This window comes from Streptomyces sp. NPDC052299 (assembly GCF_040679335.1).
In the GTDB taxonomy this organism is placed as follows: domain Bacteria; phylum Actinomycetota; class Actinomycetes; order Streptomycetales; family Streptomycetaceae; genus Streptomyces.
This window is the reverse complement of record NZ_JBFAUP010000035.1, coordinates 1-25709: the sequence shown is the minus strand read 5'-3', so window position 1 is coordinate 25709 and position 25709 is coordinate 1. Positions and strand designations below refer to the sequence as shown.

Genomic DNA, 25709 nt, shown 5'->3' with positions numbered 1-25709 from the left:
CGAAAGTTTCGTGGATCTGTGGACCGGGCGGAGGCGCGGCGGTAAGGGCCGCGGCGCCCCCGCCCGGGGTACGGGTGCGGTCAGCCCTGTACGGGGGCGACCGCCGGCACGGCTTCGACCGCCGCGTCGCACACCAGCCGGCGCCGGTGGTCGACGGTGCGCTCGGGACCGGTGAGGCGCAGGTGCACCGTGTGCCGGATGTCCTCGGCACCGCTGGACGTCGCGAGCCGCAGCTCCAGCGCGCCCGGCTCCACGACGCGCCGCCCGCCGATGCCGGTGAAGGACACCAGGTCGGCGTGGAACCGGAAGCGCACCCGCGCCTCCTGGCCCGCGTCGAGCGGCACCCGGGCGTAGCCGATGAGCCGGGTGTCGGGCCGGGTCGTCTGGGCGACCGGGTCGTGCACGTACAGCTGGACGACCTCCGCGCCCGCCCGGTCCCCGGTGTTGCGGACGGTGAGCTCGATGTCGGCGGAGCCGTCGGTGGGGATCTCCTCCGGGGCGGGGGCACCGGGCTCCCAGGCGAAGGAGGTGTACGTGAGGCCGTGGCCGAAGGGGTAGAGCGGCGTCGGGTCCAGGTTGCTCACCCCGTTGGCGAGCCCGAGGGGCGGCTGGAGGTAGGTCCAGGGCTGCCCGCCCGGGTGGCGCGGCACGGAGACCGGCAGTCGGCCGGAGGGGCTGACCCGGCCGGAGAGCACGGAGGCCAGCGCCGGGCCGCCCTCCTCGCCGGGGAAGAACGCCTGGACCACGGCGGCGGCGCGGTCCGCCCAGCGGCCGAGGGCGTACGGGCGGCCGGTCAGCAGGACCAGGACGACCGGGGTGCCGCTGTCCAGCAGCGCGTCGAGCAGTTCGCCCTGCACGCCGGGCAGCGCGAGGTCGTCGGCGTCGCAGCCCTCGCCCGAGGTGCCGCGCCCGAAGAGTCCGGCCCTGTCGCCGAGCACGGCGACGCAGACGTCCGCGTCCCGGGCCACCTCCACCGCTTCCGCGAACCCCGAGGTGTCGGTGGAGTCCACCTCGCAGCCGGGGGCTCCGGTGACCGTCGCGCCGGGGAACTCACCGCGCACCGCGTCGAGCACGGTCGGGATCTCGATGCCCATGGCGGTCTCGGGGTGCAGGACGCCGACGTGGCTCGGGAAGGAGTAGCAGCCGAGCATGGCGAGGGCGTCGTCGGCGCGGGGGCCGATCACCGCGATCCGCCCGGTCCCGGCGAGCGGCAGCGCCCCCTGCGGGTTGGCGAGCAGGACCACGGCCTGTTCGGCGAGTTCGCGGGCGAGGGCGCGGTTGCGCGGCGGGTCCAGGTCGATGGTCTCGCGCGCCTGCTCCGGGTCGGTGTCGCGCAGGAGGGCGGGGAGCGGGCTCCAGTCGGGGTCGAGCAGTCCGAGTTCGCACTTCTGGAGCAGGACCCGGTGCAGCGCGCGGTCGACCAGGGCCTCGGGGACCGCACCGGCCAGGACAGCTGCGGCGAGCTCTTCGCCGTAGCTGCGGACGGTCGGCAGTTCCACGTCCACCCCGGCCTGCAGGGCGAGGCGGGCGGCGTCGGCGCGGTCCTCGGCGACCTTGTGCAGGGTCTCCAGGAAGCCGATGGCGAAGTAGTCGGCGACGACGGTTCCCTCGAAGCCCCAGGTGTCGCGGAGCAGCTCGGTGAGCAGGGCGGGGTCCGCCGCCGAGGGGACGCCGTCGATCTCCGCGTACGACTGCATGACGGAGCGGGCGCCGCCGTCGACGAGGGCCATCTCGAAGGGCGGCAGGATGACGTCGGCGAGTTCCCTGGCCCCGGCCCGGACCGGGGAGAGGTTGCGGGCGCCGGCCGATGCCGCGTACCCGGCGAAGTGCTTCAGGGTGGCGACGATGCCGGCGGACTCCAGGCCCTTCACGTAGGCGGTGCCGATGGTGGCGACGAGGTAGGGGTCCTCGCCGATGGTCTCCTCGACGCGGCCCCAGCGCAGGTCCCGCACGACGTCCAGGACCGGGGCGAGGCCCTGGTGGATGCCCACGGACCGCATGTCGCTGCCGATCCGGTGCGCCATCTCGGTGACCAGGTCCGGGTTCCAGGCGGCGCCCCAGGAGAGCGGGACGGGGTAGGCGGTGGCGCCCCAGGCGGTGAAGCCCGCCAGGCACTCCTCGTGGGCGAGGGCCGGGATGCCGAAGCGGCCGGCGCCCGTGATGGCCCCCTGGGCGCGGGCGAGCGAGATCGCTCCGACGGCCGGGTCGACGGGGGCGGTGCCGAAGGGGCGGGTCAGCTGGCCCAGGCCGCGCGGGATCAGCGCGTCCCAGTCGATGGCGTCGACCATCTCGTTCTGGTGCGGGGCGACCCCGTCCCCGTCGGCGTCGGCGCCCACCCAGATTCCGTACAGCTGGGCGGTCTTCTCCTGGAGGGTCATCCGGGAGACGAGATCGGCCACACGCTCCTCGGGGGCGAGCGCGGGGTCCTGCCAGGGGCCGTCGACGGCGGTGGCCGCTTCGGTCCTGCGGGCGTGCGGAACAGGGGGGTGGTTTGCCATGGCGGCGGAGAGTCCTCTCAAGAGTGCGGTGGTACGCGGCGGCATGGGTGTGCTACTTGCCGCCCACCCCCATCAGTCCGTTGACCAGTGCCTTCCGTGCCACGAGGTACACGGCGAAGATCGGTACGACGGAGAGCACGATCGCGGCGAGCACGGCCGGGATGTTGACCCCGAACTGGGACATGAAGTTGAAGAGGCCGAGGGTCAGCACCCGCTTCTCCTCCGACTGGGTCAGGATCAGCGGGAACAGGAAGCCGTTCCAGGCCTGGAGCGCCGTGTAGATCGCGACCGTGCTGATGCCCGCCTTGGACATCGGGATCGCCAGCTGCCACAGCATCCGCAGCGACGAGGCGCCGTCGAGCGCCATGGCCTCGTACATCTCCTCGGAGACGTCGCGCATGGTGCCGCTGAGGATCAGCACCGCCACCGGCATCGCGAACGCGGCGGTCGGCAGGATGATGGCCGGCAGGCTGTCGTACAGGCCCATCTTGGTGATGAGCAGGTAGAGCGGCACGATCACGGCCTGGGCGGGGATGGCGACGCCGAGCAGGAAGGTGCGGAAGGCGAGTCCGGAGAGCCTGCTGCGGGTGCGTACCGCGACGTACGCGACCGGGATCGAGAGGACCAGCACGATCGCCGTGGTCGCCACGGCGACGATCGCCGTGTTGGAGAGCATCGTGGAGAAGCCGCTGTCCAGCACCGTGCGGTAGTTGTCGAGCGTCGGGTCGGTCGGGAAGGCCAGCGGATCGCCGTTCAGCGCCTCGTCCTGGTGCATCAGCGAGGACGAGACCAGCGTGTAGAGCGGGACGATCACGAGCACGAGCCAGACCAGGGAGCCGAGGCCGGCCAGCGGGTTGCCCCACTTGCGGCGGCGCGCGGCGGTGGCCGGGCGGGTGCGGGTCAGGGGCCGTGCGGGGCGCGCCGCGGGGCGGGTGTCGATCGACATCGCGTCACATACCTTCCCGGGTGGAGCGCATGTTCCCGAAGCCGCTGAAGCGGACGAGGATCAGCGAGATCGCGGTGGCCACGACGACGAGGGCGGTCGCGATCGCGGCGGCGTACCCGAGGTCGTAGGTCTGGAAACCGGTGCGGTACATCAGGTACGGCAGGATGGTGGTGTCCGTGCCCGGACCGCCCTTGGTCATGATGAGCACGGTGTCGAAGTACGTCAGCGAGCCGACGATCATCAGGACCGAGGAGGTCGTGATGGTGTTGCGCAGCTGCGGCAGGGTGATGTGGAAGAACTGCCGGAACATCCCGGCGCCGTCGATCTCGGCGGCCTGGTAGAGGACCTGCGGGATCTGCCGGGTGCCGCCCTGGTAGATCAGGGTGTGGAAGGGCATGAACTGCCAGCCGCCGACGAACGCCACGGTGAGCAGGGCGCCGGTGGACGAACCCATGATGTTCGGGTCGATGCCGAACCAGGGACCGATCTCCTTGATGACCCCGAAGTTGGGGTCGAGCAGCGCGTGGAACAGCATCGCGATGGCGGTGGTGGAGAGCAGCAGCGGGACGAAGAAGATCGCGGAGAGCACGGCGCGGCTGCGCTGCCGGCCGGCCGCCCAGACGCCGAGGAGCAGGGCCACCGGGGTCTGGAAGACCCAGCTGATGGTGGTGAGGAGCAGGCTGAGCCAGGCGGCCTGGCGGAACTCGGGGTCCTTGAAGAGCCGGGTCCAGTTGCCCGTGCCGGCGGAGGTCGGGGAGTTCAGCCCGTCCCAGTGGCAGAAGGAGAGGTACACGGCGATCGCCAGCGGGACGATCGCGAAGAGGGCGAAGAAGAGGATGCCGGGCAGCGCCCAGGCGACCGGCGGGCGGCCGACGTTTCCGACGGCCGCCTTCCGTCCTCCGCGCACCTTCGGTGACGAGGAGACGTGGGACATTGTTACTTGACGGCCTTCATTGCGGCGACGAACTGCTCGGGCGTGGACTTGCCGGCGAACAGCTTGCTGATCTCGGTGAGCAGCGGGGTGGCGATCTTGGCCTCCAGCGCCTGGTCCCACGACAGGGTGAAGTCGGGGGCCTTCTGGACCATCTCGTACTGGTCGGTGGCGAACTTCGGGTTCGGCGATCCGCTCAGCATGGAGGCGGCGTTGGAGGTGGTGGGCACGTCGCCGTTGTCCACGAGGGCCTGCGCGTAGGACTTGGAGGCCATGGTCTTGAGGAAGGCTATGGCCGCGTCCTTGTGCTTGGTGCGGGCGTTCACCGACCAGTAGTTCGTGGGGTTGCCGACCACGTCGGCCGGGTCGCCGACGCCGCCCGCGACGGTCGGGAAGTTCGTCCAGCCCAGGTCCTTCTTGGCGAAGTCGGGCGCCTTGCCGAGCTGGGTGGAGTACTCCCACGAGCCCATCAGGTGCATGGCCGCCTTGCCCTTGTTGAGCAGGGTGGGCGCGCCGCCGTTGCCGTAGTCGACGGAGTTGAAGTTCTCGCCGAAGGCGCCGTCGTCGACGAGCTGCTTGACGGTCTGGGCGGTCTTCAGGACGGCCGGGTCGCCCCAGGCGGAGCTGTCACCGTTCTGGATCTTGCGGAAGACGTCCGGGCCGCCGATCCGGTCGAGCAGGTACTCCATCCACATCAGCTCGGGCCACTTGTCGGACCCGCCGAGGGCGAACGGCGTGATGCCCTTGTCCTTGAAGGTCTTGATGGCCTTCTGCAGGTCCTCCCACGTCTTGGGGACCGTGACGCCGTTCTCGGCGAAGAGGGTCTTGTTGAAGAAGAGCATCACGGGCTGCATCCCGCGCATCGGGACGCCGTAGACCTTCCCGTCGAGGCTGCCAGCCGTGACGATCGAGGGCAGGAAGCCGTCCTTCAGGGTGGCGTCGTTCTTGAACGTCGAGGTCAGGTCGACCAGCTGGTTCGCGTCGACGTACGGCTTGATGGAGCCGCCGCCCCAGTTGAAGAAGATGTCGGGGGCGCTGGGGGAACCCATGGCGCTGCGGAGCTTGTTGACGTAGTCGGTACCGGGCACCGAGACGAGCTTGACCTTGACGTCGGAGGTCTTGTTGAACTCCTTGACCGCCGCCTGCTGCACCTTGACCGCGTCGTCGCCGTAGACGTACGCGGTCAGTGTGCCGCCACCGCCGCTGCCGCTGCCGCTGTCCGATCCGCAACCCGCCAGGACTCCCGCCATGACCATGGCCGCACCGGCGGCGGTCCATCTCGCCGCGCGCTTGCCCTGAGTGAAAATTCCCGACCGCATGACCGCACCTCTGTCGAATCTTTCGGAGTTGCTTGCGAATGTTGCCGGAACCGTACGGTTGGGTTTCCGGCCAGTCAAGAGGTCGCGGACACCGAATTTTTCGCCGGGGCTCCTGGGACCTATGGCGCGCAAGGCGGCTACGATTCGCTCTATGAGCCCCGCAAACGTCCAGTCACATCAGGAGAATGCGCCTGCCGCAGCGCCGTCGGACGGCACTGCCACGCTGGCGGAAATCGCCCGAGCGGCCGGAGTCTCGGCTCCGACAGTTTCGAAAGTGCTGAACGGTCGCGCCGATGTCGCGCCCGGTACGCGCACCAAGGTCGAGGAGCTGCTGCTCCAGCACGGCTACCGCCGCAGACGCGGCTCGACCACGCAGTCGCAACTCATCGACCTGGTCTTCCACGAGCTGGACAGCGCGTGGGCGATGGAGGTCGTGCGAGGGGTGGAGAACGTGGCGCGCGAGGAGGGGCTGAGCCTGGTCCTCTCGGAGAGCGCGGGCCGCCTCAGCCCCGGGCAGACCTGGGTCGACGGGGTGCTGGCCCGCCGCCCGGTCGGCGTCATCCTGGTGCTGTCCGACCTCACCGCCGCCCAGCGCGCGCAGCTCACCAGCCGCAGCATCCCGTACGCGGTGGTCGACCCGGCCGGAGACCCGGGCGACGACATCCCGTCGGTCGGCACGACGAACTGGCAGGGCGGCCTCGCCGCGACCCGCCACCTCACCGGCCTCGGCCACCGCAGGATCGGCGTGGTCGGCGGACCGACCCGGATGATGTGCAGCCGGGCCCGGGTGGACGGCTACCGGGCCGCCCTGGAGACGGCGGGCATCCCGATAGACGCGTCACTGATCCGCGAGGCCGAGTTCTCGCACGAGGCGGGGTACGCGGCCGGGATGGAGCTGCTGCGCTCGGCGGACCGGCCGACCGCCGTCTTCGCGGGCAACGACCTCCAGGCCCTCGGTGTGTACGAGGCGGCGCGCGAGCTCGGTCTGCGCATCCCGGAGGACCTGAGCGTCGTGGGCTTCGACGACCTGCCGCTGACCCGGTGGATCGGGCCGCCGCTGACCACGGTGCGCCAGCCCCTGATCGAGATGGCCGAGACGGCGGCCCGGCTGGTCCTGGACCTGGGCCGGGGCCGGCAGCCCGCGACGACCCGGGTGGACCTGGCGACGAATCTGGTGGTCCGCAGCAGCACGGCACCGCCCTGCCGCTGAGACGGCTGCGCCCGGACCCGGGAGGGACACCCCGGGCCGTGGTCCGGGCCGCTGTCAGTGCCGGGGTGCAGACTGACCGATATCCGGCACAACGGCGTTTCGGGAGGTTCGGTCATGACCGATGTACTGCTCACCGTGGGCACCCGCAAGGGGCTCTTCATCGGCCGCAGGCGCGGCGGTGCGTGGGAGTTCGATGAGCCGCACTTCAACGCCCAGGCGATCTATTCGGTCGCCATCGACACCCGGGGCGACCGGCCCCGGCTGCTGGTCGGCGGGGACAGCGCGCACTGGGGCCCCTCCGTCTTCCACTCCGACGACCTGGGTGCGAGCTGGGTCGAGCCGAAGACCCCGGCGGTGAAGTTCCCCGAGTTCACCGGCACCTCGCTGGAGCGGGTGTGGCAGTTGCAGCCGGCGGGCTCCGAGGCGCCCGGCGTGGTCTACGCGGGCACGGAGCCGGCCGCGCTCTTCCGGTCCGAGGACGGCGGCGAGTCCTTCGAGCTGGTGCGCCCGCTGTGGGAGCACCCGACGCGTTCGCGGTGGGTGCCCGGCGGCGGCGGCGAGGGGCTGCACACGATCCTGACCGACGAGCGGGACGCGCGCGCCGTGACGGTCGCGGTCTCCACCGCCGGGGTGTTCCGGACCGCGGACGGCGGCGCGAGCTGGGCCCCGGCCAACAAGGGGGTCTCGGCCGTCTTCCTGCCCGACCCGGACCCCGAGTTCGGCCAGTGCGTGCACAAGGTCAGCCGGGACGCGGCCGATCCGGACCGCCTCTATCTCCAGAACCACTGGGGCGTCTTCCGCAGCGACGACGCCGGGGGCAACTGGACGGACATCGGCGCGGGCCTGCCGTCGGACTTCGGCTTCGCCGTGGCCGCCCACCCGCACCGCGCGGACACGGCGTACGTCTTCCCGATCAACGCCGACGCCGACCGGGTGCCCGCCGGGCACCGCTGCCGGGTCTTCCGGACCACCGACGCGGGCGCCCACTGGGAGCCGCTGTCGGCGGGCCTGCCGGAGAGCGCGCACTACGGCACGGTGCTGCGCGACGCGCTCTGCACGGACGACGCGGACCCGGCCGGGGTCTACTTCGGCAACCGCAACGGCGAGTTGTACGCGAGCGCGGACGACGGGGACAGCTGGCAGCAGCTCGCCTCGCATCTCCCGGACGTGCTGTGCGTACGGGCGGCGGCGGTCGAGATGTGAGGCGTGCTCCCTACGGAAGTCGCCAGTCGACCGGCTCGGCGCCCTGGGCGACGAGGAGTTCGTTGACCCGGCTGAACGGCCTGGACCCGAAGAAGCCGCGGTCGGCGGACATCGGGGAGGGGTGGGCGGACTCGATGGCCGGAAGATCGCCGAGCAGCGGCCGCAGGTTGCGGGCGTCGCGGCCCCAGAGCACGGACACCAGTGGCTTGCCCCGGGCGGCCAGGGCACGGATGGCCTGCTCGGTGACCTCTTCCCAGCCCTTGCCGCGGTGGGCGCCGGGTGAGCGGGGCGCGGTGGTCAGCGCCCTGTTCAGCAGCAGTACGCCCTGGCGGGTCCACGGGGTCAGGTCGCCGTTCGACGGGCGGGGCAGCCCGAGGTCGGCGTTGAGCTCCCGGTAGATGTTCTCCAGGCTGCCCGGCAGCCGTCGCACGTCCGGGGAGACCGCGAAGCTCAGCCCGATCGCCATCCCCGGGGTGGGATACGGGTCCTGACCGACGATCAGGACCCGCACGTCCTCGAAGGGCTGTTGGAACGCGCGCAGCACGTTCGCCCCGGAGGGGAGGTAGGTGCGGCCGGCCGCGACCTCCGCACGCAGGAAATCGCCCATCGCCGCGATGCGCCCCGCCACGGGGGCCAAGGCCTCGGCCCAGCCGGGCTCGACTACTTCGTTCAACGGTCGCGCTGTCACGAAAGATCACCCTACCGGCGCAACACGGCACCCCGGGGATAGGGTGCTGCCCGTCCCTCACCCCTTCGTCCCCGGGAGCCGGTCCATGACGTCACACGGACGACCGGGCACGTATGTACTCGGTGTGGATTCGGGCGGCTCCGGGCTCCGGGTGGCGCTGGGCACGGCCGGTTCGGACGCCCCGTTGGCCACCGTCGCCTGCGGTGGTCCGGTGCGCACCGGACCGCGCGGCATCGACGCCGCCCACCTCCTGGACCAGGTGCTGCCCGCCGTACGCGGCCTGCTCGACGCGCACGGACCGGGCGGGCGGATCACCGCCGCGGCGGTCGGTGCCGCGGGGATGGCGACGCTGGGCGACGAGTTGCGCGCCGAACTGCCGGGCGCCCTGGCGGACGCGCTGGGGGTGCGCCGGATCGCGCTCGCGGCGGACGCGGTGACCGCGTACGCCGGGGCGGTCGGGCAGCGGCCGGGCGCGGTGGTGGCCGCCGGCACCGGACTGATCGCGCTCGGCACCGACCTGGCCCAGTGGCGGCGGGCGGACGGCTGGGGGCACCTGCTGGGCGACAGCGGGGGCGGCGCCTGGATCGGGCGCGCCGGGCTGGACGCCGCGATGCGCGCGTACGACGGGCGGCGCGGCGGTTCGCCCGCGCTGCTGGCCCGCCTGGAGACGGTGTTCGGACCACCGCGGGAGCTGCCCGGTCTGCTCTACCCGCGCGCCGACCGGCCCGCGCTGCTCGCCTCGTTCGCGCCTGAGGTGGCCGCGTGCGCCGACCGCGACCCGGTCGCCGAGGGCATCCTGCGGGCAGCCGCCGCGCACATCGCGGAGGCGGCGGCGGCGGTGTGCCCGGAGGCGGAAGCGGACCGGGAAGCCTGCGAAGTCGCGCTGACGGGCGGGCTGTTCCGGATGGGCGAGCCCTTGCTCGCACCGCTGCGCGAAGAGCTGGCGCGGTTGCTGCCCCGGGCTCGGGCGGTCCCCGGTTCGGGTGATCCCCTGATCGGTGCGCTGCGCATCGCCCAGGCCCTCGACACCGGGGAGCTGCGACTGCCGCACCACCCGACGCTGCTCTGCGTTCCGGCATCCGGGCCCCGCCCGTAGGGCGACGGACGCGTGAACGCCGACGACAGATCAGGGCAGTTGCCCGGTAAGCCACTGATCGGATAAAAGCGGACAGAGGCCGCCCCACCGGCCCCTCCCCGAGCAGGGAGCCGTCCGAAACCAGTAGCATGCGGCGCCATGAGCACCCCCACTGGGCCCGCTTCCGGCCTGCCTGTACGAATGCCGCGACCTCGCCAGTCCGGACGGCACCGCCGCCCGGAGCCCGTGGTCGCACCCGAGGGCGCTGCCGCGCTCGTTCTCGCCGTTCCCGGTACCCCTTCCTCGACCAGCCGCAGTCTGGCCGAGGAGGTCATCAGCATCGCCCGTTCCGAGCTGCCCGGTCTGAACGCCCTGATCGGCTACGTGGACGGGGACGACGCCGAGTATCCGGCGCTGGCCTCCGTGATCGCGCATTCCGCCGCCGAGCGCACCGCGCGCTACGAGCAGGCGCTGGCCGTGGGCCGAGAGGTCGCCGAGCCCGAGGGCCCGGCCGCCGTGGTGGTCCCGCTGCTGGCGGGTCCGGACAGCGCGCTGGTGCAGCGGATACGTCAGGCGATCACCGACAGCGAGGCCCCGGCGGAGCTCACCGATGTGCTCGGTCCGCACCCGCTGCTGGCCGAGGCGCTGCACGTCCGGCTGTCGGAGGCCGGCCTGGCGCGCGCGGACCGGGCGAGGCTCTTCACGGTGGCGACGGCCGCCGACGGCATCGTGCTGGCCACGGTGGGCGGCGAGGAGGCCGTGCAGGCGGCGGGGATCACGGGCATGCTGCTCGCGGCCCGGCTCGCGGTGCCGGTGATGGCCGCCGCGCTCGACGTGGAGGGTTCGGTCGCCGCGATCGCCGATCAGCTGAAGGGCTCCGGCTCGCTCCAGCTGGCCGTGGCGCCGTACCTGGTGGGCCCCGAGGTGGCGGACGGCCTGCTGGACGCTGCCGCGAAGGAGGCCGGCTGCGCGAGCGCCGAGCCGCTAGGCGCGTATCCGGCGATCGGCAAGCTGGTCCTCTCGATGTACGCCTCGGCCCTCGGGATCACTCCCGCGGTGGCCCAGGGGGCGCAGGCCCGCTGACCCTTCGGCAGGTGTGAGGCCCCGGCCCGGACGGCAGTCCGGCGCCGGGGCCTCGCCGTTCTCAGCCGAAGACCACGCAGGACGCCGCCGGGGCGTCCAGGGTGCCCCCGTGGGCCGGGACACCGGTCTCCGGGTCGACGGTGAACCAGGCGACGTTCCCGCTGCGCTCATTGGCCGCGTAGAGCCGGCGCCCGGCCGGGTCCAGCGCGAGGTCGCGGGGCCAGTGCCCGCCGCAGCCCACCGTCGTGACCAGGGCCGGGTGCTCGCCGGCCGCGTCGAGCGCGAGCACGGAGATGCTGTCGTGGCCTCGGTTGGCGGCCCAGACGAAACGGCCGTCGCGGGCGACGACGACCTCGGAGGCGTAGCTCTCGACGGTCACGCCCTCGGGGAGCACCGGGGTCTCGCCGACCGGTTCCAGGACCCCGGCCGTGGCGTCCCAGCGGCACACGGTGAGCGTGGGCTCCAGCTCGTTCAGCACGTAGGCGTGACGGCCGGAGGGGTGGAAGGCCAGGTGGCGCGGGCCGGTGCCGGCGCGCAGGGCCGTCTCGCCGTGCGGGCGCAGCTCGCCGGTGGCCGGATCGACCGCGCAGACCCGCACCGAGTCGGTGCCGAGATCGACGCTGAGCACCCAGGCCCCGGAGGGGTCGGGCAGGACCTGGTGGGCGTGCGGGCCCTCCTGGCGGTCCGCGACCGGGCCGCCGCCCTCGTGCGCGAGGACCGCGGCGACGGGGCCGAGGGTGCCGTCCCCGGCGACGGGCAGCACGCTGACGCTGCCCGAGCCGTAGTTCGCGGTGACCAGGTGGCCGGCGGCGAGGGTGAGGTGGGTGGGGCCGTCGCCGTCCACGGGCCGGACCGCGCCGAGGAGACGGGGTTCGTCCGTGCTGACGTCGAGGGCCGCGGCACCGCCCGGCTCGGTCTCGCTGACCGCGTAGAGGACCGTGCCGCCGGGGCCGAGCGCCAGGTAGGAGGGGTCGGGCACGGCGTCCGTGGCCCCCAGGACCGTGAGCGCACCGGTCTCCGCGTCCACGGCGGCGACGGTGACGCCCCGCCCGCCCGCCGAGGTGAACGACCCGATGAATGCCCGCCCCGTTCCGTTGCTGCTGTCCACCGCTACTCCTCCCCGCCGGCTGTGCGCGGCGGACGTGGTCGTCGTGATCTTTTGCGGCGACGGTAGCAGTGCACCGGTGCGGTCTAGACCAAGGGTGCCGGGTCCGGGCCCGCGCCGCAGGGGGTCAGGCGGCGACGAGGGGGGCGCGGGGCGGGCTGTGCAGCGGCGCGGCCAGTTCGGCGAGCGCGCGTTCCAGGCTGTGCAGGTGGGCGAGGGCGGGTTCGGTGGCGGCCGGGTGCGCCGGGACGGCGGACGCGACGGGCGTACGGCCGGTCAGGGCCTCGACCGCGTTCTCGACGCGCCAGCAGGCCGCGGCGAGCCGGGCGTCGTGGGACGCCTCCGGATCGGCGGCCACCGAGGCGAGCCCTCGCACCTCGCGGGCGCACTCGTCCAGCAGGGCCAGCACGTGTGCGGCCCGGGCCCGGCGGGCGCGGAGCGGGCTGAGCGGGTGGACCAGCGGGGCGAGCGAGAGGCGGACGCGCCCGAGGAGCGCCTCCAGCTCGGCGACGCGCGGGGCCGGGTCGGCGGTGGCGGAGCCGGAGAGGCGGGCGGCGGCCTCCTCGGTGCAGGCGTGCACGCAGCGCAGGGCGCGCTGGATCCAGGCGTCGGTCGTGGCGTGCGTGGTGACGGGCAGGACGCACAGGACCGCGAGCATCGCGCCGAGCGCGCCGACGGCGGTCTCACCGAGCCGCAGGGCGAGCAGCCCGGGGTCGAGCACGCCCAGCGAGCCGTAGAGGGCACCGGCCATGACCGTCACCGAGAGCATCATCCAGGTGTAGGAGACCGCGGCCGTGTAGAAGATCCCGAACACCCCGGCGGCGACGACCAGGGCGGTCGGCACGGGCGCCCCGTGCAGCGGGACGACGACGGCGAGGCCGACCGGGATGCCGATGAGGGTGCCGAGGACCCGGCGGAAGCCGCGTACCAGGGTCTCGCCGCGCGAGGCGGTGTTCACGAAGACCCACCAGGTGGCCCCCACCGCCCAGTACCAGCGCTGGTCGGACATCAGCTGTCCGGCCATGAGCGCGACGGCTCCGCCGGTGACGGCCTGGACGGCCTGGCGGGTGGTGACCCTGGCCAGGCCGGTGCCGGCGGGCGGGGCGGGCACGGCGGGGGCGGTCAGCCGGCGCTCGTAGCACCAGAGGCCGAAGCGGACGGCCGACGCGGCGAGCAGGGAGAGGGCGACGGCGGAGTACAGCTCGGGGAGCTGTCCGGGCAGGGTGTGGAGGAACTGCGTGGTGAAGAAGGCCATGAAGGCGAAGACGCCGAGTGAGTGCCCGCGCGGCCCCCACCGCCGCGCGTAGACCCCCGCCCCCATGACCGCGAGGAACGCGGTGTCGCGGGCGAGCGGGTGGTCGTGGAGCAGGGCGGCGAGCGCCAGCACCGGGAAGCCGACGGCAGGCAGCAGCGCGGTGGTGACCGCCTGCCCCCGGACCGTGGGGTCGGTCACGGTGAACAGGGCGAGCAGCGCGGCCAGGCCGCCCGTGATGGCCGCCACGAGGGAGTGACCGGCGAGCCCGCACACCACGACGGCGAGCCCGATGCCGAGCACCGCGCGGCAGGCGAAGCGCAGCCGCATCCGGCCGGGGTCCCGGGCCACGAACGCTTTCCTCAGCACAGCTGCTCCCCCACTCCGGTCCACCGGCTCTCCCTTCCAGGCACGAGTTCAGGCACGAAAAAGGCGCCGCGGAGGTCCGCAGCGCCATCGACGGATCCATCAGACCATCCGAAGGGCGGTTGGCTCAAATTGAACTCGCTTCACTGGACCATTGGCACACCCGAGGCTGCATGTGGGCGACCAGCCGGCAGCCAACGGACCAGCACCTGGGGAGAGCCGCCGCACAACCAGTCTTTCCTTGGTCTAGACATGTCAAATTGCCATCGTTACGCTCACCCTTGGTCTAGACCGCAGCACTCTCCGGACATCACCCCACATCTCCAGGAGCGACGTATGCGCAAGAAGATCACGTCATTACTGGCCGGGCTGGCGGTCGCCGGCGCGACCCTGCTGGCCACCTCGGCACCCGCCCAGAGCCACGGCTACACCGACTCGCCGATCAGCCGGCAGCAGCTCTGCGGCATCGGCACCGTCAAGCGCTGCGGCCAGATCCAGTGGGAGCCGCCGAGCGTCGAGGGTCCCAAGGGCTTCCCCACCCGCGGACCGGCGGACGGCCACATCTGCTCGGGCGGCATCGGCCGCTTCTCCGAGCTGGACGACCCGCGCGGCGGCGCCTGGCCCGCCACCAAGGTCACCGCGGGCCAGAACTACACGTTCAACTGGCGGATCGAGGCGCGGCACGCCACGACCGACTTCCGGTACTACATCACCAAGGACGGCTACGACCCCACCCAGCCGCTCACCCGGGCCGACCTGGAGACGCAGCCGTTCCTCACGGTGCCCTTCGGCGGACGGCTGCCCGGCTCGACGGTCAGCCACTCCGGCGTACTGCCGCAGAAGTCCGGCAAGCACCTGATCCTCGGCGTGTGGACGATCGCCGACACCGGCAACGCGTTCTACGCCTGCTCCGACGTGCAGTTCTGACCGTCCGGCCCGTGCCCCGCGCCACCCGCCCGTGCGCGGGGCACATCCGGCCGGGACGGTGACGCTCGGGCCGCCGCGCACGACGGCCGTTGATACAGTCGCTGGCCCCCGGAGGACGCACCGAAAGAGGCCGGCTGAGCATGGCGGTGGACGCGCTCGACACCCGTATCCTGCGGCTGCTCATCGAGCAGCCGCAGACGAGCGTGCGCGAGTACGCACGCATCCTGTCCATCGCCCGGGGCACCCTCCAGGCGCGCATCGACCGGCTGGAGCGGGACGGTGTGATCACCGGGAGCGGCCCCTTCCTCTCGCCCGCCGCACTCGGCCACCCCGTCCTCGCCTTCGTGCACCTGGAGGTCACGCAGGGCCATCTGGACGAGGTCGGCGACGCGCTCGCCGCCGTGCCCGAGATCATCGAGGCGTTCTCGACCACCGGCGGCGGCGACCTGCTGACCCGGGTGGTCGCCCGGGACAACGGGCACCTGGAGGACGTCATCCAGCGGCTCATCCGGCTGCCCGGCGTGGTCCGGACCCGGACCGAGGTCGCGCTGCGCGAACGCGTGCCGCACCGGCTGCTCCCGCTGGTCGAATCGCTGGGCGGCGCCGCCCATTGAGGAGGGCCGGTCGTACGGGCTCCGCGCGCCGGATATCCTGATCTTGCCGCGCCCCCCACCCCGCTCTCGCCCCGGCGAGGCCGTCGCCGCGGCAGTCGAAGCGGTCCTCGGCCAGGCCCTGGGCCCGAGCCATCGAGATTGGTGTGCACAGGTGCTGGTTGCTGGTCGGTACCGGCTGATATCCGCCATCGGCCGGGGCGGCATGGGTGAGGTCTGGCGGGCCACCGACGAAGTCCTCGGCCGGTCCGTCGCCGTGAAGCTGCTCCTCGGGGAACACGCCGACGAGTCGGCGACCGCCCGGTTCCGCCTGGAGGCCCAGACCGCCGCCCGCCTGAGCCACCCCCACCTGGTGGCCGTCTTCGACTTCGGGGCCTGGGAGAACCGGCTCTTCCTCGTGATGGAGCTGGTCGAGGGCCGGAGCCTGGCGGATCTGCTGCTGGCCCAGGAACGGCTGGGCCCCGAACAGGCCGCCCGCATCGCGGGGCAGGCCGCCGCCGGACTGGCCGCCGCGCACCGGCAGGGCATCGTCCACCGCGACATCAAGCCCGGGAACCTCATGCTGGACGGCGAAGGCACCGTCAAGATCGGGGACTTCGGCATCGCGCAGTTCGTGGACGACCCGTCCGCCGCGCTGACGACGACGGGCCACATCGTCGGGACGAGCCTCTACCTCGCCCCGGAGCGGGCGCTCGGCCGCACCGCCGACGCCGCGTCCGACATGTACTCGCTCGGCTGCGTCGTCTATCAACTGCTGCTCGGTGAGCCGCCGTTCCGTTCCGACACCGCGACGGCCACCCTGTACCAGCACGTGGACACGCCTCCGGTGCCGCTGCGTCAGCGCGGCGTGGACGTCCCCGCCGCATTCGACGCGTACTTGCTCGGTCTGCTCGCCAAGCAGCCGGAGGACCGGCCCACCGCCCAGCAGGTCGCCGACTGGTTCAGCGGGGACGCCTGGCGGGGCCGCCCGGAACCGCTGCCGCCGCACCACCCGGCGCCCGCCCCCGTACCCCTCCCCACCGCACCCCCCGCGCCCGCGCCGCTGCCCGGAGCGGACTCCGGCGCGCCCACCACGTACCGGCTCCCGCAGGCACCGGCGGGACACGCACCGGTGTCCGGGCAGGGGCACGGGCGGCGCGCGGCGGTCAGGACCGGCGGGAAGGCCCGGCGCCGGACCGCCGGGGAGGCGATCCGGCGCCGGCCCCGGGTGGCCAGTGCCATCGCGGGTGCGATCGCCTTCCTGGTGGCCGTGTTCCTGGGGATGAGCCTGTTCTCCGGGCGGTGACTACCAGCGGCCGTGGACCGCGGCGCGGAACCTCCGGTCGTAGAGGTCGCGCACCGCGTCCAGCGTGCTCTGCGGGAGCGGGGCGAGCGCGGCGGCGGCCGCGTTGGCCCGTGCCTGCTCCGTCGAGCGCGCGCCGGGGATGACGCTGGTGACGCCCGGCTGCTGGATGATCCAGCGCAGTGCCGTCTGCGCGGGGCTCGCGCCTTCGGGGGCGAGCGCGGCGAACTCGGCGGCGGCCGCCACACCCGTTTCGTAGTCGACGCCGGAGAAGGTCTCGCCCTGGTCGAACTGCTCGCCGTGCCGGTTGAACGTGCGGTGGTCCCCGGGCGCGAAGACGGTGTCCGCGGTGTACTTGCCCGAGAGCAGACCGGAGGCCAGCGGCACCCGGGCGATGATCCCGACCCCGGCCTCCCGCGCCGCCGGCAGGACCTCGTCCAGCGGCTTGAGGCGGAACGGGTTGAGGATGATCTGGACGCTCGCCACTCCGGGGCGGGCGATGGCCGCCAGCGCCTCGGCGCACGTCTCGACGCTGACCGCGTAGGCCTCGATCCGCTGCTCGGCGACGAGCGTGTCCAGCGCGTCGTACACCTCGTCCGAGGAGTAGACCGCGGTGGGCGGACAGTGCAGCTGGACGAGGTCGAGCGTGTCGACGCCCAGGTTGGCGCGGGAACGGTCGTTCCAGGCGCGGAAGTTGTCCAGGGTGTAGTTCTCCGGCACCTGGTCGACGCGGCGGCCCATCTTCGTCGCGACGAAGACCCCGGCGTCGGGCCGTTCCTTCAGATAGCGGCCGATGAGCTGTTCGCTCCGGCCGTCCCCGTAGACGTCCGCCGTGTCGAAGAAGGTGACCCCCGATTCGACGGCCGCGTCGAGCACCCCGAGGGCGTCCTCCTCGCGGACCTCGCCCCAGTCCCCGCCGAGTTGCCAGGTGCCCTGTCCGACGACCGACACGTTACGTCCGGTCCTGCCCAGTTCGCGCTGTTCCATGGGGATCATGCTACGTCCGCCCCGGCGGCCTGCCCGAGCGCGGTGAGCCTCGCCATCTCCTCGTCGGTGAGCCGCAGGGCGCCCGCCGCCACATTGGCCTCCAGGTGGGCGGGGTTGCCGGTGCCCGGGATGGCCAGCACGTGCGGGCCCTGCTGGAGGGTCCACGCCAGCCGGACCTGGGCGGGCGAGACGTCCCGGGCGCGGGCCACGTCGAGCAGCGCCTCGTGCTCGGCGACGGCCCCGGACTCGCGGCCGGCGCCCGCGATGGCGTAGAAGGGGACGAAGGCGATGCCCCGTTCGCCGCACATGCGCAGGACCTCCTGGGAGTCGGCGCGCCGCTCGCCGATGCCGTAGCGGTTCTGCACACAGACGACGGGGGCGATGGCCTGGGCCTCGGCTATCTGCTCCGGCCAGACGTTGGAGAGCCCGAGGTGGCGGATGAGCCCTTCCTCGCGGAGCTCGGCCAGGGCGCCGAAGAGGTCGGAGACCGGGCGGTTGCCGTTCATCCGGAGGTTGACGACGTCGAGGTGGTCGCGGCCGAGCTGGCGGATGTTCTCCTGCACCTGGCCGCGCAGTTGCTCGGGGCGGGCCCAGTCGAGCCAGTCGCCGGAGGGGCCGCGGCCCGGACCGACCTTGGTGGTGATGACCAGGTCGTCCGGGTAGGGGCCGAGCGCCCGGTTGATCAGCTCGTTGGCCGAGCGCAGGGGCGAGAAGTAGAAGGCCGCCGTGTCGATGTGGTTGACGCCCAGCTCGACGGCGCGGCGCAGCACCGCGACGGCCCGGTCCCGGTCGTGCGGGGTGCGCTCGTCGCTGAACGCCCGGCCGTTCTGGGTCAGCCGCATGGCGCCGAAGCCCATCCGGTTGACGGTCAGATCACCGAGCCGCCAGGTGCCGGCGGCCGCTGCGGTGAGGGAGTGCGAGGTCAAGGCTGGTGCCTTCCTTGTGGGTTCGGACGGGAAGAGGGGTGGCGCTTGAGGGGGAGCCAGAAGTGCTTGCGCTATTGCCTGGTTCAGTGATATGCTCGCCTCGACAGTTGCGTGTAGATCACCGTCTGGTGAGAGTGCAGGATAACGTCCGCCTCCCCGCCTGTCCATCCCCCCTCTTCTCCACGCGTTTCCCGCAGTGCGTGCGCCCGACTTGACGAGACTTGCCAACTCCCCTGCAGGCGCCCGTAGTTCGTTGACGAGGTCATGACCACATGTGAGTGTTCGGTCGCTCGATCACGGACACCACGAGGAGCCTCGATGAAACGCAGACCGATGACGGCCGGGACGACCCTGGCCGTCCTCGCCGGGATGCTGGTCGCCGTCAGCGGCCCGTCCGCCTCCGCGGACCCCGCACCGCCGCCCGCCCCCAAGGCACTCACCACCGCCGTCACGGCCGCCGACAAGGCCGCGGCCAGCGGGCTCGACACCCTGGCCAAGGGGCCGGAGGAGCGCTACGAGCGCCGGATGGTCACCCCGTGGATCAACGGCCTCTACTCCGTCGCGTACGAGCGCACCTACCGCGGACTGCCCGTGGTCGGCGGCGACGCGGTCGTGGTGGCCGACTCCAAGGGGCGGGTGCGCGGTTCGCAGTCGGCGGTCTCGCGGCGCATCAACGTGCCCACCACCGCGACCGTTTCCGCGAAGGCCGCCGAGGCCACCTCGCGCAAGCAACTGCGCACGGTGGACGAGGTCGAGAGCCACCGGCTCGTCGTACGGGCCACCGACAAGCGCTCCCGGCTCGCCTGGGAGACCGTGCTCACCGGCCGGACCGCGAAGGCGCCGAGCCGGCTGCACGTGTTCGTGGACGCGGGCACCGGCGCGGTCATCGACAGCTACGACGACGTCCGGGCCGGCACCGGCAACAGCCAGTGGAACGGGCCCAGTCCCCTCAACATCAACACCACCTCGTCCGGCGGCAGTTACTCGCTGCGCGACCCGAGCCGCCCCGGTCTGAGCTGCGCCGACTACAGCACCGGGAGCGTGTTCACCAAGTCCACCGACTCCTGGGGCACCGGCAGCGCGTCCAGCAAGGAGACCGGCTGCGTCGACGTGATGTGGGCGGCCCAGCACGAGTGGGACATGCTGCGCGACTGGCTCGGCCGCAACGGCCACGACGGCAACGGCCGCAGCTGGCCCGTCAAGGTCGGGCTCAACGACGTCAACGCCTACTGGGACGGCTCCACGGTCTCCATCGGGCACAACCAGGCCAACCAGTGGATCGGCGCCATGGACGTCGTGGGCCACGAGTTCGGCCACGGCATCGACCAGTACACCCCGGGCGGCGCCAACAACGAGTCCGGGCTCGGCGAGGCCACCGGCGACATCATGGGCGCGCTGACCGAGGCGTACACCAATGAGCCGGCCCCGTACGACGACCCGGACTACACCGTCGGCGAGAAGATCAACCTCGTCGGCAACGGGCCGATCCGGATCATGTACAACCCCGGTCAGATCGGCGACCCGAACTGCTACAGCTCCTCCATACCCAACACCGAGGAGCACGCGGCGGCCGGGCCCCTCAACCACTGGTTCTATCTGCTCGCCGAGGGCTCGAACCCCGGTGGCGGCAAGCCGTCCAGCCCGACCTGCAACAACTCCACGGTGACCGGGGTGGGCATCCAGAGCGCCGGCAAGGTGTTCTACGGCGGCATGCTCCTGAAGACCAGCGGCATGACGTACAAGCGCTACCGCACGGCCACCCTGACGGCGGCCAAGAACCTCGACACCAGCTGCACGCTCTACAACCGCGCCAAGGCGGCGTGGGACGCGGTCAGTGTGCCCGCCCAGAGCGGTGACCCGACCTGCTCGCCGAGCGGCAACAACGACTTCTCGCTGTCCCTGGACCCGGCGTCGGGCTCGGTGAAGCCCGGCAGCTCCGTGACGGCCACCGTGCGTACGACGATCTCCTCCGGCAGCGCCCAGACGGTGAACCTGTCCGCCAGCGGCCTGCCCAGCGGGGTGAGCGCCTCCTTCAGCCCGTCCTCGGTCCAGTCCGGCGCCACGTCTACGATGACCGTGTCGACCACGTCGGCCGCCGCCCCCGGCTCGTACACCTTCACCGTGAAGGGCGCGGGCACCCAGGAGCACACCGCCCAGTACACGCTGACGGTCAATGACGGCGGGGGCAACCCGGGTGGCACCGCGCCCGACATCAGCGTCGCCAATGTGCAGGCCCACCTGACGCAGTTCGGCACCATCGCCTCGCAGAACGGCGGCAACCGGCGGGCGGGCAGCGCCGGATACACCGCCTCGCTCAACTACGTGAAGGGCAAACTGCAGGCGGCCGGTTACACCGTCACCGAGCAGACCTGCGCGACCTGCACCTACTCCGGCAAGAACCTCATCGCGGACTGGCCGGGCGGGCCCTCCGACAGCACCGTGATGTTCGGCGCCCACCTGGACGGCGTCTCCGCCGGGCCCGGCATCAACGACAACGGCTCCGGCTCGGCGACCCTGCTGGAGAACGCGCTCGCGCTCGCCCAGCAGAACCCCACCATGACCAAGCACGTCCGGTTCGCCTGGTGGAACGGCGAGGAGCAGGGCCTCCAGGGCTCCAAGTACTACGTCAGCCAGCTGAGTTCGGCGCAGCGCAGCGCCATCACCGCGTACTACAACTTCGACATGGTCGCCTCGGTCAACGGCGGCTACTTCATCAACAACCTCAACTCGGCCGCCTCGGCCCCGATGAAGGAGTACTGGGCCTCCCTCGGGCTCGCCCCGGAGGAGAACGTCGAGGGCCAGGGGCGCTCCGACGACTACTCCTTCCAGCAGGGCGGGATCGCCACCTCCGGCTACGCCACCGGCGCCAGTGACACCAAGACCTCGGCGCAGGCGGCCAAGTGGGGCGGCACGGCGGGCCGCTCGTACGACCCGTGCTACCACTCCTCGTGCGACACCACCGCCAACATCAACGCCACCGCGCTCGACCGCAGCGCCGACGGGGTCGCGTACACGCTGTGGAAGACGGCGGTCGGCTCCACCGCGCCCGGCGACGACTTCTCCGTCTCGGTGAACCCGGTCTCGGGCAGCGTCCAGCCGGGCTCCTCGGTCACCGCGACCGTGTCCACGGCCACCACCAGCGGCTCCGCGCAGAGCGTGCGGCTGACGGCGTCCGGTGCGCCGAGCGGCGTCACCGTCTCCTTCTCGCCCACCTCCGTGCAGTCCGGCTCGTCGGCCACGATGACGGTCTCGGCCAGTGCCCAGGCCGCGGCGGGTACGTACACGCTCACCGTGACCGGCACCGGCACGGCCACGCACACCACCACGTACTCGCTGGTGGTCGGGGGCGGCGGCACCTGCCAGCCCCGGCAGGTCGTGACCAACGGCGGGTTCGAGAACGGCACCGCGCCATGGACGCAGACCGACGGTGTCATCAACAACCGGACCTCCGAGAAGCCCGCGCACAGCGGCTCCTACCAGGCGTGGTTCGGCGGCTGGGGCAGCACCCACAGCGACACCGCCACCCAGTCGCTGACCGTTCCGGCCGGCTGCTCGTCGTACCGGCTGTCGTTCTATCTGCGCACGGACACGGCCGAGACGCCCGACGGGAACGCGTACGACACGTTCACCGTGAAGCTGGGCTCGCGGACGCTGGCCACGTACTCGAATCTCGACGCCACCAACAGCTATGTGCTGAAGACGTTCGACGTCGCGTCGGCGGCCGGGCAGACGGTGACGCTGGGCTTCACCAGTAGCGAGGACGCCTATCTGCAGACCAGCTTCGTCCTGGACGATGTCGCCCTCGATGTGAGCTGACCCATCGGGCACGGGCGGGGGCGGGGCGTGATCCACACGCCCCGCCCCTGCCGGTGTCCGTGCTCAGCGGACGACGGCGGCCAGCCTGCGGACGAAGTCCTCGGTCTCCGTACGCCCGTCGGCGCGGCCGGCCAGCCGTCCGTACAGTCCGCGCAGCTCCTGGCCGAGCAGGGTCGCGGGGTGCACCTCGGTGCTGTCCAGGACCGGTCCGGCCACGGCCGAAGCGGCGGCCGGTTCGCCCGCGCAGACGTACGCGTCCGCCGTGCGGGCCAGGAACAGCTTGTGGGCCGAGTGCAGGCCCGGCGGCAGCAGCCGGATCGCGCTGCCGGCCGCGTCCAGGGCGCGCAGCGCGTAGCGGCGCTCCCCCGTCGCGGCGGCGAGGTCGCGCAGCGCGCCCGCCGCGCCGGACTCCACCCGCAGGCGCACGGAGGCGACGGAGAGCCAGGGCGCCTCCGCCTCGTCCCGCTCGTCGGCCAGGTCCATCTGCGACCAGGCCCGGCCGATGTGGTGCAGGGTGCGGCCGGCGTCACCGCGCACCGCGTGGCCGCGTGCCTGGTACAGGTCGCTCATCGCCCCCGCCCAGTGCCGGCCCGCCGCGGCCGGGCGGATGGCTTCGCCGTACGCGAGGGCGGAGGGGCCGTCGCCTTCGAGGCGGGCCAGGGTGCTCATGTCGCTGAGTGCCGCGACCCGGACGCCGACGTGGCCGGACATGGCCGCCCACGCCAGGGACCGGTCGAGCCAGGCCATCGCCGTGCCGTTGCGCCCCCACAGGAGCCTGAGGCAGCCGGCCGACTGCGCGTACTCGGCCGCCAGCGGGGCGAGTTGGCGCTGGTACGGGGCGGCCGGGAGCGCCATCCAGCGGAGCATCGCGTGCAGGGTGCGCTCGACCACGGCGGTCGCTCCCGGCCAGGCGCGCTCCTCGTCGGCGCGCAGGCAGACGGCGAGCAGCGCGGTCAGGGCGTGCACCGTGTCGGCGTCCAGGGCGGGGCGGCCCGCGGCGTCGGGCCCGAGGGCGCAGAACCGCGCGTGCAGGGCGACGACGTCGGCGAGCGCGGGTACCGCGCAGCCGTCGCGTCCGTGCAGCGGGCAGACCAGGCCGTACGCCGGCAGCCGGTCGGGCAGGACGGCCCCCGATGGAAGCATCGCCGCCAGTTCGCCCCCGGCGGGCTCGCCGGGCAGCGGGCCCTGCCGGACCGGATCGGGCAGGGGCGGCCCGGGCGCGACGGGCAGTGCCCGTGCCCGCTCCCGTTCCTCGGCCTCCTCGCAGGCGGCGACGAGATCTCCGTCGGCCCTCAGCAGCTCGTCCAGGCGGCGGGCCAGCGGGAGCGGGGTGCGGCGGCTGCCGTGTTCGAGTTTGCTGATGGCGGTGTGGTCGTAGCCGACCCGGGCGCCCACCTGGGCCTGGGTGAGACCGGCCCCCCTGCGCCTCAGTCGCAGCCGGGCGCCGAACGCCCGCCATGCCTCGGCACTCCGGACGTCCGCGGGTGCGGGGCCCGTCGTCCCGGTCACCCCGGGCCTCGTCGTGCCAGGTCAGCGGCGCTTCTCGCGCCACGCTCACGGCTCATGCCCCGGAGGATAGCGAGGGGCCGGGCCCGCTGTCCCCGGGGCGGCAGCAACATGTCCGGTAACAGGCGCGGAGGTTCGAAGTACGGCGGCCGGGTCGCCTTCCGTACCCGCCCGGGAATTGCGGTGGCAACGACCCGCGTCGCCTCATTCACTCCTCGTACGCGCCCCGTCAGCAACTGAACCGACGCACCGTCAGTTCCCGGGCGCGAGGCGCTGTCAAGACGGCCGCAACACGGACACTCGTGAGCTTTCCGTCGTCAAGTGTTGTCCTCAAGGCCACCTGAACAAGCTGTCGTTGCACACCTATTGACGCGTCGGGAGCCAGGGTGAAGTATCCCCATCGGCCGGAGAGAGCGCTCTCCGGCTTCGTGTCGTGCACCCGTTCCGCGACTCAGGAGACAAGCCCCATGTATGGACCCCCCTCGCTCCGCAGACCCGCACGTTCGACCGGAAGAAGACGCACCGGCGTACTGGCCGCCGTCACCGGCCTCGTCGTCTCACTGCTCGCCTTCGTGCCCTCCACCGCGGCCACCGCGGCCCCTTCCCTGCTCTCCCAGGGCAAGACGGTGACCACGTCCAGCCAGGAGAGCGACGGAACCCCCGCCACCGCCGCCGTCGACGGTGACAACGGCACCCGCTGGTCGAGCGCCTTCTCCGACCCGCAGTGGATCAAGGTCGACCTCGGCACCTCCGCCTCGGTCAGCCAGATCGCGCTCAAGTGGGAGGCCGCGTACGCCAAGAGCTACAAGATCGAGTTCTCCACGGACAACAGCACGTGGAGCACCGCCTACTCGACCACCACGGGCCCCGGCGGCGACGAGACGCTGAACGTCTCGGGCACGGCCCGCTACGTGCGGCTGACCGGCACCACCCGCGCCACCGGATACGGCTACTCGCTCTGGGAATTCCAGGTGTTCGGCACCACGGGCGGCGACGGCGGCACGCAGATCCCGGGCGGCGGCGACCTCGGTCCGAACGTCCTGGTCTTCGACCCGTCGACACCCAACATCCAGGCCAAGGTGGACGAGATCTTCCACCAGCAGGAGTCGGCGCAGTTCGGCAACGGCCGTTACGCGCTGCTGTTCAAGCCGGGCACGTACAACAACATCAACGCGCAGATCGGCTTCTACACCTCGATCTCCGGCCTCGGCCTCAAGCCCGATGACACCACGTTCAACGGTGATGTCACCGTGGACGCGGGCTGGTTCAACGGCAACGCCACGCAGAACTTCTGGCGTTCGGCGGAGAACCTGGCGCTGAACCCGGTGAACGGCACCGACCGCTGGGCGGTCTCGCAGGCCGCGCCGTTCCGCCGGATGCACGTCAAGGGCGGCCTCAACCTCGCCCCGAACGGCTACGGCTGGGCGAGCGGCGGGTACATCGCCGACAGCAAGATCGACGGCCAGGTCGGTCCGTACTCGCAGCAGCAGTGGTACACCCGCGACAGCTCCATCGGCAGCTGGGGCAACGGCGTCTGGAACATGACGTTCTCCGGCGTCGAGGGCGCGCCCGCCCAGAGCTTCCCCAACCCTCCCTACACCACCCTCGACAACACCCCGGTCTCCCGCGAGAAGCCGTTCCTCTACCTGGACGGCAACACCTACAAGGTGTTCGTCCCCGCCAAGCGCACCAACGCGCGCGGCGTCTCCTGGAACGGGACCCCGCAGGGCGAGTCCATCCCGCTGAGCCAGTTCTACGTCGTCAAGCCGGGGGCCACCGCCGCCACCATCAACGCGGCCGTCCAGCAGGGCCTGCACCTGCTGTTCACGCCCGGCGTCTACCACGTGAACCAGACGATCAGCATCGACCGCGCCAACACCGTCGTGCTGGGCCTCGGCCTGGCGACGATCGTCCCGGACAACGGGGTCACCGCCCTCAAGGTCGGTGACGTGGACGGCGTGAAGCTGGCCGGACTGCT

At 72.4% G+C, this 25709-nt stretch carries 19 protein-coding genes; 9 read left to right on the top strand and 10 right to left on the bottom strand.

Annotated features, from left to right (window positions below; genetic code table 11):
• Positions 1-80: 80 nt before the first annotated feature.
• Genes AB0L33_RS33925 through AB0L33_RS33910 form a run of 4 tightly spaced genes read right to left on the bottom strand, consistent with a single transcriptional unit; the run spans position 81 to position 5631 of the window.
• Positions 81-2498 carry a glycoside hydrolase family 3 N-terminal domain-containing protein gene (locus AB0L33_RS33925; protein ID WP_365687471.1) on the bottom strand — a complete coding sequence of 806 codons (2418 nt, stop codon included), beginning with the start codon at positions 2496-2498 and terminating at the stop codon, positions 81-83.
• A gap of 52 nt (positions 2499-2550) precedes the next feature.
• Positions 2551-3444 carry a carbohydrate ABC transporter permease gene (locus AB0L33_RS33920; protein WP_365687469.1) on the bottom strand — a complete coding sequence of 298 codons (894 nt, stop codon included), beginning with the start codon at positions 3442-3444 and terminating at the stop codon, positions 2551-2553.
• A 4-nt stretch (positions 3445-3448) separates the two neighbouring features.
• Positions 3449-4378, bottom strand: a complete 930-nt coding sequence (locus AB0L33_RS33915; protein ID WP_365687467.1) for a sugar ABC transporter permease — start codon at positions 4376-4378, stop codon at positions 3449-3451.
• Between the two features lie 2 nt (positions 4379-4380).
• Entirely contained in the window at positions 4381-5631 is a 1251-nt protein-coding gene (locus AB0L33_RS33910) for an extracellular solute-binding protein (RefSeq protein WP_365687491.1), read from the bottom strand.
• Between the two features lie 214 nt (positions 5632-5845).
• Here AB0L33_RS33910 and AB0L33_RS33905 point away from each other — a divergent pair, with 214 nt between their 5' ends.
• Positions 5846-6904 carry a LacI family DNA-binding transcriptional regulator gene (locus AB0L33_RS33905; protein ID WP_073865235.1) on the top strand — a complete coding sequence of 353 codons (1059 nt, stop codon included), beginning with the start codon at positions 5846-5848 and terminating at the stop codon, positions 6902-6904.
• A 114-nt stretch (positions 6905-7018) separates the two neighbouring features.
• On the top strand, positions 7019-8107 hold the full coding sequence (locus tag AB0L33_RS33900) for an exo-alpha-sialidase (RefSeq protein WP_365687465.1): 1089 nt from the start codon (positions 7019-7021) through the stop codon (positions 8105-8107).
• A 10-nt stretch (positions 8108-8117) separates the two neighbouring features.
• On the opposite strand, the gene AB0L33_RS33895 is transcribed toward AB0L33_RS33900, so the two are convergent.
• Positions 8118-8795: a uracil-DNA glycosylase gene (locus AB0L33_RS33895; RefSeq protein ID WP_365687464.1), complete on the bottom strand. Its 678-nt coding sequence runs from the start codon at positions 8793-8795 to the stop codon at positions 8118-8120.
• 85 nt (positions 8796-8880) lie between these two features.
• On the opposite strand from AB0L33_RS33895, the gene AB0L33_RS33890 reads away from it, so the two are divergent.
• Positions 8881-9891 carry a BadF/BadG/BcrA/BcrD ATPase family protein gene (locus AB0L33_RS33890; protein WP_365687463.1) on the top strand — a complete coding sequence of 337 codons (1011 nt, stop codon included), beginning with the start codon at positions 8881-8883 and terminating at the stop codon, positions 9889-9891.
• Between the two features lie 138 nt (positions 9892-10029).
• The gene (locus AB0L33_RS33885) at positions 10030-10953 is read left to right on the top strand and encodes a hypothetical protein (protein WP_365687462.1); all 924 of its coding nucleotides are present in this window, start codon (positions 10030-10032) and stop codon (positions 10951-10953) included.
• Between the two features lie 61 nt (positions 10954-11014).
• Here AB0L33_RS33885 and AB0L33_RS33880 read toward each other — a convergent pair whose 3' ends face one another.
• On the bottom strand, positions 11015-12061 hold the full coding sequence (locus AB0L33_RS33880; RefSeq protein ID WP_365687460.1) for a lactonase family protein: 1047 nt from the start codon (positions 12059-12061) through the stop codon (positions 11015-11017).
• A 124-nt stretch (positions 12062-12185) separates the two neighbouring features.
• A complete protein-coding gene (locus AB0L33_RS33875) occupies positions 12186-13679 on the bottom strand; it encodes an FUSC family protein (protein WP_365687458.1) in 1494 nt (497 codons plus the stop codon).
• A 333-nt stretch (positions 13680-14012) separates the two neighbouring features.
• On the opposite strand from AB0L33_RS33875, the gene AB0L33_RS33870 reads away from it, so the two are divergent.
• The 3 genes from AB0L33_RS33870 to AB0L33_RS33860 all read left to right on the top strand — a co-directional run bounded on the left by AB0L33_RS33870 (position 14013) and on the right by AB0L33_RS33860 (position 16499).
• Complete coding sequence (locus tag AB0L33_RS33870) at positions 14013-14603, top strand: lytic polysaccharide monooxygenase auxiliary activity family 9 protein (RefSeq protein WP_365687457.1); 591 nt, start codon at positions 14013-14015, stop codon at positions 14601-14603.
• 140 nt (positions 14604-14743) lie between these two features.
• Positions 14744-15217: an Lrp/AsnC family transcriptional regulator gene (locus AB0L33_RS33865; protein ID WP_365687455.1), complete on the top strand. Its 474-nt coding sequence runs from the start codon at positions 14744-14746 to the stop codon at positions 15215-15217.
• Between the two features lie 202 nt (positions 15218-15419).
• Positions 15420-16499 carry a serine/threonine-protein kinase gene (locus AB0L33_RS33860; RefSeq protein WP_365687486.1) on the top strand — a complete coding sequence of 360 codons (1080 nt, stop codon included), beginning with the start codon at positions 15420-15422 and terminating at the stop codon, positions 16497-16499.
• Here the strand turns inward: AB0L33_RS33860 and AB0L33_RS33855 are convergent, their stop codons facing one another.
• Both AB0L33_RS33855 and AB0L33_RS33850 read right to left on the bottom strand, forming a co-directional pair.
• Positions 16500-17492, bottom strand: a complete 993-nt coding sequence (locus AB0L33_RS33855; RefSeq protein WP_365687454.1) for an aldo/keto reductase — start codon at positions 17490-17492, stop codon at positions 16500-16502.
• The gene (locus AB0L33_RS33850) at positions 17489-18409 is read right to left on the bottom strand and encodes an aldo/keto reductase (RefSeq protein WP_365687453.1); all 921 of its coding nucleotides are present in this window, start codon (positions 18407-18409) and stop codon (positions 17489-17491) included. Before AB0L33_RS33850 ends, AB0L33_RS33855 begins: the two co-directional genes overlap by 4 nt.
• 333 nt (positions 18410-18742) lie before the next feature.
• Here AB0L33_RS33850 and AB0L33_RS33845 point away from each other — a divergent pair, with 333 nt between their 5' ends.
• Positions 18743-22225, top strand: a complete 3483-nt coding sequence (locus tag AB0L33_RS33845) for a M28 family peptidase (RefSeq protein ID WP_365687484.1) — start codon at positions 18743-18745, stop codon at positions 22223-22225.
• A gap of 63 nt (positions 22226-22288) precedes the next feature.
• Here the strand turns inward: AB0L33_RS33845 and AB0L33_RS33840 are convergent, their stop codons facing one another.
• Positions 22289-23734 (bottom strand): helix-turn-helix transcriptional regulator, encoded by a 1446-nt coding sequence (locus AB0L33_RS33840; protein ID WP_365687452.1) that lies wholly within the window; start codon positions 23732-23734, stop codon positions 22289-22291.
• Between the two features lie 464 nt (positions 23735-24198).
• Between AB0L33_RS33840 and AB0L33_RS33835 the strand changes: the two genes are divergently transcribed.
• Positions 24199-25709 (top strand): discoidin domain-containing protein (locus AB0L33_RS33835; RefSeq protein ID WP_365687450.1); only part of this gene is annotated, 1511 nt, incomplete at its 3' end.